Annotated in this window: 8 protein-coding genes and 1 pseudogene; 7 read left to right on the top strand and 2 right to left on the bottom strand. The window is 52.3% G+C overall.

Annotated features, from left to right (window positions below):
• Together G9Q73_RS18155 and G9Q73_RS18150 are read left to right on the top strand one after the other, a co-directional pair.
• Positions 1-1,240: hypothetical protein (locus G9Q73_RS18155; protein WP_218649983.1), on the top strand; the 1,240-nt coding region annotated here is incomplete at its 5' end.
• A gap of 41 nt (positions 1,241-1,281) precedes the next feature.
• A complete protein-coding gene (locus G9Q73_RS18150) occupies positions 1,282-1,617 on the top strand; it encodes a hypothetical protein (RefSeq protein ID WP_177421031.1) in 336 nt (111 codons plus the stop codon).
• 62 nt (positions 1,618-1,679) lie between these two features.
• On the opposite strand, the gene G9Q73_RS18145 is transcribed toward G9Q73_RS18150, so the two are convergent.
• A complete protein-coding gene (locus G9Q73_RS18145) occupies positions 1,680-1,859 on the bottom strand; it encodes a hypothetical protein (RefSeq protein WP_177421030.1) in 180 nt (59 codons plus the stop codon).
• A gap of 156 nt (positions 1,860-2,015) precedes the next feature.
• Here G9Q73_RS18145 and G9Q73_RS18140 point away from each other — a divergent pair.
• The 5 genes and pseudogenes from G9Q73_RS18140 to G9Q73_RS18120 form a co-directional block, all read left to right on the top strand.
• A pseudogene (locus G9Q73_RS18140) lies at positions 2,016-2,696 on the top strand (N-6 DNA methylase); the annotation flags it as partial.
• A 158-nt stretch (positions 2,697-2,854) separates the two neighbouring features.
• Complete coding sequence (locus G9Q73_RS20615) at positions 2,855-3,694, top strand: restriction endonuclease subunit S (protein WP_177421029.1); 840 nt, start codon at positions 2,855-2,857, stop codon at positions 3,692-3,694.
• 378 nt (positions 3,695-4,072) lie between these two features.
• Complete coding sequence (locus G9Q73_RS18130) at positions 4,073-4,306, top strand: hypothetical protein (protein ID WP_177421028.1); 234 nt, start codon at positions 4,073-4,075, stop codon at positions 4,304-4,306.
• 5 nt (positions 4,307-4,311) lie between these two features.
• Complete coding sequence (locus G9Q73_RS18125; RefSeq protein ID WP_177421027.1) at positions 4,312-7,575, top strand: type I restriction endonuclease subunit R; 3,264 nt, start codon at positions 4,312-4,314, stop codon at positions 7,573-7,575.
• On the top strand, positions 7,572-8,300 hold the full coding sequence (locus G9Q73_RS18120; RefSeq protein WP_218649982.1) for a M48 family metallopeptidase: 729 nt from the start codon (positions 7,572-7,574) through the stop codon (positions 8,298-8,300). The genes G9Q73_RS18125 and G9Q73_RS18120 overlap by 4 nt, the downstream gene beginning before the upstream one ends.
• 3 nt (positions 8,301-8,303) lie before the next feature.
• Here the strand turns inward: G9Q73_RS18120 and G9Q73_RS18115 are convergent, their stop codons facing one another.
• Complete coding sequence (locus G9Q73_RS18115) at positions 8,304-8,702, bottom strand: hypothetical protein (protein ID WP_177421026.1); 399 nt, start codon at positions 8,700-8,702, stop codon at positions 8,304-8,306.
• Positions 8,703-8,813: the final 111 nt, after the last annotated feature.

Genomic DNA, 8,813 nt, shown 5'->3' with positions numbered 1-8,813 from the left:
CGAGATCCTATGTAGCTTTGGCGAGAAGAGCCGTACCTGCGGGCTCGTCGTATTCGACGGGAATGGGTACGTGATTCTCGCCCGGCGCGTACCAATAGGGCGGGAGCAACGCGAACGCATTTCCGAGATCAACGAAGTTGTCTCTTTCCTGAGCGACTACAACCTTGCGCACGATGGTCCGAAGCTTCGAGCGGCCGAGGACACCTATCGGAAGATCTTCTGTTACGCGATCAAGTTTCCAATTCCGAGCATCATTCCGTCTAACCGATCGATGTTGTTCAGCGGGGCAAGGATTCGTGCGCTGTGCGTCGACAACGGCCGCCTGATCGACCGAAAGAGCCCTGCCTCCCTCAAGGAGACCGAGCCTCGTCACGACCTCTTCATATCCTACTGCCATCTCGATGCCGACGCTGCGCATCGCATTGCATCCTGGGTCAGGCAGACCTGGCCGGACACGAGGCTCTTCATCTCGGATCCAGACGACGTCCAGCGCGCGGAGGAGGATGCGAACTACTTCTTCAAGGATGCGCGTCATTCGAAAGCACTGCTCTACATCGCAACACCCAACAGCATCGGCCGACCCGTCGTCAGCCAGGAGATCGGAACCAATGCGCATAAACCCATTGTCACGGTCGTCCTCGGCGATCATACGGCGGAGCGTCTCGCAAAGTACCTCGCCACAAACCCGTTTCTAAGCCTTGATCGCGAATGGACGGTGGAACTCGATAGGGTGGATAGCTGGCGACGGTGCGCACGGCTTCTGGCGCAGGCCATGGAGATGAATCCAACGGCGTGGATCACTCCGCCCCAGGTCACTGTACCGCCCGAGGACATCGAGGGCCGCAAGGCCGCCCAGCAAGCCTACGACATGGACGACTGGGAGCGCACCAAGTCGCGACGGAACGAGCAGACCGAGGAGGAAGCCGAGCACATCGTAGACGACTTCCTGAACTTGCAGCTCGAGCAGGACAGGATCTTGGCACCTGCCCTACAAACACCAAGCAGGCGCTCCAAGCTCATCCTGCTTATGGAAACCCTGGGCGAACCCCAGCTCTGGCTTCAAATCCCAGACCTGGTGCCAGCACTGGTCGATGACGAACTGATCAGCCACCTGAAGAAGAAGCTCGCCCTAAGGCGGCTCAACGAGGAAGAGGCAGCCGCTCTTCTACTCGAGCAGATTCTGTCCGCTGTTCGTGCACAAATCCAGTTCTGGGATCACTGCTTGAATCGGAGCTTTTAATCCAGGTAGACTCTGGGCAAACGTCCAAACCAGAGGAAAGCGTGATAACACAAACCGTGGAAGAGGCGAACCAGGTTCTGGACCAACTCATGGACATCGCGTCTACGTCGACGAACTTCGTGGGAATCCACGAGGTTCAAAAAGAGTCGCTTCGCCGCCTCAGTCCGCAATCGAAGCTCATCAATCTGCTCCAGCTTACCCAGAACAACAAGTGGGTCGACATCATGTCGATGGTGCCGGCAATCGTAGACCAGACGCTTCTTGAGTGGATTGGCAGGAACGCAGAGCTCGCCCGCGCCAATGACGACGGCGCAGCTGTGAAGAGATTCCAACGCATGAGCCAGCTCGCGCAAGGGATGATGGAGCCCTGGCGGTAGCGGGTGTGGCTCGTGAAAAAGGTCGAGAATTTCAAGCAGTACGAATTATCGTGAAGGATAACTCAGTCTTCAGACTCATCATTGTATTGGTTGCGTTCAGTTGGTGGCCGACTATTAAATATGGCCTCCAAATCTTCCTCGGTCAGCTCTTCGACACGCAACGCGCGGCGGTTGTCTCTGTGCATCGCGGAAGATTTCTTGGGGATCATCACAGCGTGCGGTACACCTTGCCGTTTTGTCATGATTGAAACCATACCTCGTATTGTGACAGAAATCCGACACAGCGTTTGCGTTTGGTTTCTGTCACGGCGCTAGTGGCAGGCTATCCTGTTTGAAAACGAAATGCCTGTGATAATCCCCATAATACTTCCGAACATGTAACCGCGGCGGACAGTAACGAAAACCTGCAGCACTTCGACGTGGTGGTGGCCAACCCGCCTTTCTCTTTGGACAAGTGGGGGCAGGCATCCGCTGGGGATGACAAATATGGCCGCTTTCGCCGCGGCATCCCGCCCAGAACCAAGGGTGACTACGCCTTTATTCTGCACATGATCGAAACCCTGAAGCCCAAAACAGGGCGCATGGGGGTGGTGGTGCCTCATGGTGTGCTGTTCCGTGGGGCCAGCGAAGGCAAAATCCGTAGAAAACTCATCGAAGAAAATCTGTTGGACGCGGTTATCGGCCTGCCGGAAAAACTTTTTTATGGCACCGGTATCCCCGCAGCAATTTTGATCTTTAAAAAGAAAAAGAGAGACGGCAAGGTGCTCTTTATCGACGCCAGCCGGGAATACCAGGATGACAAGAACCAGAACCACCTCACCGAAGAGCATATCAACAAGATTGTCGATACCTATGCAGCGCGTAATAACGTCGATAAATACGCCTATATTGTCGACCCAGCGGAGATTAAGGAGAACGATTTCAATCTCAACATCCCGCGTTATGTGGATACCTTTGAGGAAGAAGAGGAGATTGATTTGATGGTGGTTCGGGAGGAACGGGAAAAACTAAAGGAAGATTTGGCAAAGCTTGAAGTCGAAATGGAGGGATATCTGAAGGAGCTAGGTTATGGTGCCTGAGGGTTGGAGTGAAAAAAGGCTTGGCTCTGTTGTAGAGCGAGTAATTGTGCCCGTAAAACCTGAACTCGATTCTCTATACAGGGAGATCGGTATCAGATCTCATGGGAAGGGTATTTTTCATAAAGAAGCTGTGCTAGGCAAAACGCTAGGCAACAAACGTGTTCAAAATATTTCCAGATTGTTTTGTTGTCAATATCGTATTTGCCTGGGAGCAGGCTGTTGCGAGAACGACAGATAATGAAGTTGGAATGATAGCGTCGCATCGTTTTCCAATGTATAGACCGAAAGGAAAAAGATGTGATGTGGATTTCCTTAACTACTTCTTTAAGACGAAAAAAGGTAAGTACCTCCTGGAGCTTGCCTCACCGGGCGGCGCAGGTCGGAATAAAACTCTGGGGCAAAAAGAATTCACAAATCTCAAGTTTCCTATGCCGGGTGGTGATGAGCAAACGAAAATCGCCCAAATCCTCTCCACCTGGGACAAGGCCATTGAAACTACTGAAAAACTGATTGAAAATAGCAAGGCGCAGAAAAAGGCGCTGATGCAGCAACTGCTGACGGGGAAGAAGCGGTTTCCGGGGTTTAATGGGGGGTGGTCAGACGCGCGACTGGGCGATTTCCTTGTCAAGATAATCGGTGGTGGGACACCGGATCGTAGCAACCCACAGTATTGGGGTGGTGACATCCCGTGGGCTACGGTAAAAGATTTGAGTGCCCCAGTAATTTATGGTGCTAAAGAAAGAATTACAGAAAAAGGCCTCAATAATAGCGCTAGTAATTTAATCCCAGCCGGAAGTGTGATCGTGTCCACAAGAATGGCAGTCGGAAAAACTGTTACGAACGTGATTGATGTCGCAATTAATCAAGATCTAAAAGCGTTGGTTCCAAAGAAGAAACTTTTATCGAAGTATCTTTTCTTTTTAATGCACAGCCTAGTTCATGTCTTGGGCAAACTTGGAACCGGAAGTACTGTAAAAAATTCGATTATCCGATATTAAATCGTTGAAAGTCTTAGTTCCCGAAACACTAGACGAGCAAAGGAGAATCCTTTATTCCCTAGCGGTAGCAAGCGATCAAGTAATTCTTCTTGAGGCTAGAGTAGAGAATTTGAGGCTTGAAAAAAAAGCCCTCATGCAACAACTCCTCACTGGCAAACGCCGGGTAAAGTTGGATAAGAGGTAAGTTCTTATTAACACCGTGCAGATGTTTGCGAGAGGGTATGGAGATGCCACTTCCAGGAGTGTTGGCGGCAGGGATGCCGCCTTCAAGCGTACAGGGATGTATTTACAGCGTCTCCTGGAAGTGGCATCTACATACCCTCCTGCACGGACTTTTTGAGAACTTACGATAAGAGCAAAATCGACGGGGATTGAACGATGAGCAAGGAAGTTACGCAACACCATCAAACCTTTGAAAGCCTGAAGCATACGCAGGATGGAGGTGTAGAGTTCTGGACTGCCAGAAAGTTACAGTCAGTGCTTGACTACAGCAGATGGGAAAAATTCGAGCGTGTCATCAAAAAGGCCATGGCGGCCTGCAAGAAATCGGGCCAGGCAATAGGAGACCATTTTCCCCAGATGGTGAATATGGTCATGCTGGCAACTGTTTAACGATAATGTCTACACTCCCTGAAACCAAAGAACAATACAGCAGCCACATCCCGGCGCTGAAGACCTTGCTGGCCCTGGGCTGGAAGTATCTGTCCCCCGCAACCTGCCTGGAAAAACGCGGCGGCAACCGTTCGGTAGTGCTTAAGGATGAGTTGATCGAAAGCCTGAAGGAGCGCCGCTTCGAGTATAAGGGTGAACAGTATCCGCTCTCCCCCAACGCCATCGAACAGATTGTTCGCGAACTCTCCTCCCCCGGTTTGAACGAAGGCCTGTTGACCGCCAGTGAACGTATCTACAATAAGCTCTGTCTGGGCGTGACGGTGACGGAATTTATTGACGGCAAGAAACATTTGCCGACCATTCCTGTTATCGAGTGGGGTGATGTAGCAAACAATAGCTTCCTGGTCGCGGAAGAGATGGAAGTGCTCAGCACAGCGGGCACTCATACGCGTCGTCCCGATCTGGTCTGCTTTGTGAACGGCCTGCCGTTGGTGGTGATCGAGGCCAAGCGACCGGATTCCGGCAACCCCAACAAGAACATGATCGACGAGGGTATCAGCCAGTCCATCCGTAATCAGAAAAACGATGAAATCCCGGGTCTGTTCGCCTATGCCCAACTGCTCCTGTCTATCAGTAACACCGATGGACGCTATGGAACGACCAAGACCATCAGGAAATTCTGGGCTCGCTGGCGGGAAGAGGCATTTGCCGAAGCGCACTTTCATGAAATAAAGAACACCCCATTGAAACCAGAAGCGCATGCTGACCTGTTTGCGGACAAACCTGCCAGGGTGCGCAACTATTTCGAGCAGCTTTGGGCCGGTGAAGAGTTGCCTACCGAGCAGGACCGCCTGTTGATCAGCTTGCTGACGCCGGAACGGCTGCTTGAATTTATCCGCTATTTTGTGCTCTACGACAAAAAAAACGGCAAGATTGTGGCGCGCTATCCCCAGGCATTTGGTATCAAGGCGCTGATCGATCGTGTCAATCAGCGCACGCCAGACGGTGGCCGCGAGGGCGGCGTGCTATGGCACACGACGGGTTCCGGCAAGTCGTTCACCATGGTGTTCCTGTGCAAGGCGCTGCTGCTGCATCCATCTTTAAAGGAGAGCCGCATTATTGTCGTCACCGACCGCATCGACCTGGAGAAACAACTGGCCAATACCTTTTTGTCCGGCGGCGCCTTCGGTTCCATCATTGCCAGCAAGAAAGAGGGTGAGAAGGCCAGGGTCCGTTCCGGAAAGGATCTGGCCAAGCGCATTGGTCAGGGTACCGAGCGCATCATCTTTTCCATCATCAACAAGTTCAACACGGCCTCGAAACAGCCCGAGTGCTACAACCCTTCAGACAATCTGATTGTGCTCATCGATGAAGGTCACCGCAGCCAGGGGGGTGAAAACCACGAACGCATGCGCAAAGCACTGCCCAATGCCGCCTATATCGCGTTTACCGGTACGCCTTTGCTGAAGGATGACAAGACGACCAACAAGTTCGGGCCGATTCTCCATGCCTATACCATGCAGCGGGCGGTGGAGGATGGCACCGTCACGCCCCTGCTTTATGAAGAGCGCCAGCCGGATCTGGCGGTGAATGAGAAGGCCATTGATAACTGGTTCGACAAGATTACGGCGGCGCTTTCCGAGGAGCAACGGGCCGATCTGAAGAAAAAGTTCGCCCGCAAAGGCGCAGTCTATAAATCCCAAAACCGCATTGAACTGATCGCCTGGGATATTGCGGTGCATTTTAACGAGAATATCAAAAAGCTGAACCAGGGCCTGAAGGGCCAGATCGCCTGCGACAGTAAATTAAGCGCCATTCGCTACAAAAAATACCTGGACGAAACTGAGCTGGTGAGTAGCGCTGTGGTGATATCGCCGCCAGACACCCGCGAGGGGCATAAAGATGTCGATGAGGAGAAACTACCGGAAGTGCAGCAATGGTGGAAAGAGAATGCAGGCCACGATGCGGATGGGTATGAGCGATCCGTGTTGGACGATTTTTCCACACCCGGTGATCCGGACTTGTTGATCGTGGTGGACAAACTCCTCACGGGTTTTGATGAGCCTCGTAACACGGTGTTGTATATCGACAAACCATTGAAGGAACATAACCTCATTCAGGCCATCGCCCGGGTGAACCGTCTGCACGAAGAGAAGCAATACGGTCTGCTTATTGATTACCGCGGCATTCTCGAAGAGCTGGATACGGCCATTCAGCAATTTCAGGATCTGGCCAGCCGGACACAGAGCGGCTATGACATTGAGGATATCGATGGCTTATACGGCCAGATGAGTACCGAGTATAAGCGCCTGCCACGACTGCATGATCAGTTATGGGCGGTTTTTACCGGCGTGAAGAATCGCCAGGACTTGGAGCAGTATCGACAGATCCTGATCCCTGAATACGGTGAAGACAGCGATGGCAACAGCTATGACAAGCGGCAAAAGGTCCGTGAAGATTTCTATTCTGCCCTGACCGATTTTGGTCTGTGTCTGAAACTCGCCTTGTCTTCCCAATCGTTTTTTGAAGATGGCACTGTTACCGAGGCGATGATTCAAACATGGAAAGCGGATTTGCGCTTCTTTACCAATCTGCGCAAGATCGCCCGCCAGGATGCTCAGGAAACCGTGGACTACAGCAGCTATGAGGAACAGATCCGGCGTCTGGTAGACAAGCAGGTAGTAGGCAATGAAGTCAAAGAACCGGAAGGTGTCTACATCGTCAGTGAACTGGGACAGGGAAAACCGGAAGAGTGGTCCGAAGAAAAGACCCGTAACGAAACTGACCTCATTCGTACGCGCGCCAGGAAAACCATTGAACAGGAACTGGCAGGCGACCCCTATGCGCAAAAGGTATTTTCCCAGTTGCTGAAAGAGGCCATTGCCGAGGCTGAGGCCCTGTTCGACCACCCGCTCAAGCAATATGCCCTGTTCAAGACCTTTGAAGAAAAGCTTGAAGCTCGCCAGCTAGAGGGTATTCCGGAATCCCTGAGCGGAAACCCCCACGCCAGGGCCTACTATGGCGCCATGCGCCTGGCAATGGGTGATGACCCGCCTCACGACCTGGCGGATGAAGCACTTGTCATTGACCTAATTGTAGACCGGGCGGTTGCAGAACAGTCGCTGAATCCCCAGGGTATCGAGGCGGAGATCCGCAAAGGCTTGCTGCCGAAGCTTTTCAAACTGGTTGGGATGGACAAGGCCAAAGAGGTCATTGAATCGGTCATTCAGATCACTCGTGTGGGTTTGAGTCGCGGAGAGCGTCGTTGATTGAGCAGTGCCTGCAGTACGGAGACGTGCAAATTCCCTATCAGGTACTTTTTGTGCCGGGAAGGCAGTGCAAGGTCGCCATCCATGTTCACCCGAATGGGCGTGTGCAGGTTGATGCCCCCCCTCAAACATCACTGGTCGAAGTCAAGCAAGCCGTCAGTAAGCGCAGCCGCTGGCTGTTTAATCATATCGAGCGCATACGGGAACAACGTATCTGGGTATTGCCCAGGGAGTATGTAAGCGGCGAAAGCCACTTTTATCTGGGCAGGCGATACGTGCTGAAGGTTCGGAAAAGCAAGCGGCAACAGCCCGGCGTAAAACTCAGGCAAGGACTCTTGCAGGTAACTACGGACAATAATAATCGGGATAGCGTTAAAACCCTGTTATGGGATTGGTATAAAGACCATGCCCGCAATCAATTCGACCGGCGGTTGGAGGCTTTGTGGCAGGAAACCAACTGGGTTCAGGAAAAGCCTACCTGGAAATTGCGGACCATGAAGAAGCAATGGGGCAGTTGCTCTCCGAAAGGTATTTTGTCGTTAAACCCCCACTTGGTAAAAGCGCCATCACAATGTATTGATTATGTGCTGCTCCACGAACTGTGTCACTTGAAGTTCCATAATCACAGTCGGCACTTCTATCGCTTGCTGAAAACACAGATGCCTGAATGGGAGGCCGTAAAAGGGCGATTGGATGGAATGGCGGAATTGCTGTTGAATAGTTAGGAATCAGCCGCAAGGGAAGGTTGGCGCAGGATAGCGGGGCCTGACGCAGGTTGGATGAGGATCAGGATCGGCAATCGGTGTGAGGTTAGAAGGCATGATGATGGAAATCAATGCAAACGCAGTGTCGGACTTCCTGTCACAACATGAGGTGGCGGAACCAATCATGATCAAACGGCAAGGTGTACCGCACGCTGTGATGATCCCTATGAAATCTTCCAGGCGATGCACAGAGACAGCCGCCGTGCGTTGTGTGTCGAAGAGCTGACCGAGGAAGATTTGGAGGCCATATTTAATAGTCGGCCACCAACTGAACGCATCCAATACAATGATGAGTCTGAAGACTGAGTTATCCTTCACGATAATTCGTACTGCTTGAAATTCTCGACCTTTTTCACGAGCCACACCCGCTACCGCTCAGGGCTCCATCATCCCTTGCGCGAGCTGGCTCATGCGTTGGAATCTCTTCACAGCTGCGCCGTCGTCATTGGCGCGGGCGAGCTCAGCGTTCCTGCC

Origin of the sequence: endosymbiont of Lamellibrachia barhami (genome assembly GCF_011947365.2) — a bacterium.
Taxonomy (GTDB): Bacteria; Pseudomonadota; Gammaproteobacteria; order Chromatiales; family Chromatiaceae; genus QGON01.
This window is presented reverse-complemented; position numbering and strand designations above follow the sequence as displayed.

Excerpts from the sequence above, each read along its gene's own strand:
- G9Q73_RS18145 (WP_177421030.1), bottom strand. The coding sequence starts at position 1,859 with ATGACAAAACGGCAAGGTGTACCGCACGCTGTGATGATCCCCAAGAAA.
- G9Q73_RS18130 (WP_177421028.1), top strand. The coding sequence starts at position 4,073 with ATGAGCAAGGAAGTTACGCAACACCATCAAACCTTTGAAAGCCTGAAG.
- G9Q73_RS18125 (WP_177421027.1), top strand. The coding sequence starts at position 4,312 with ATGTCTACACTCCCTGAAACCAAAGAACAATACAGCAGCCACATCCCG.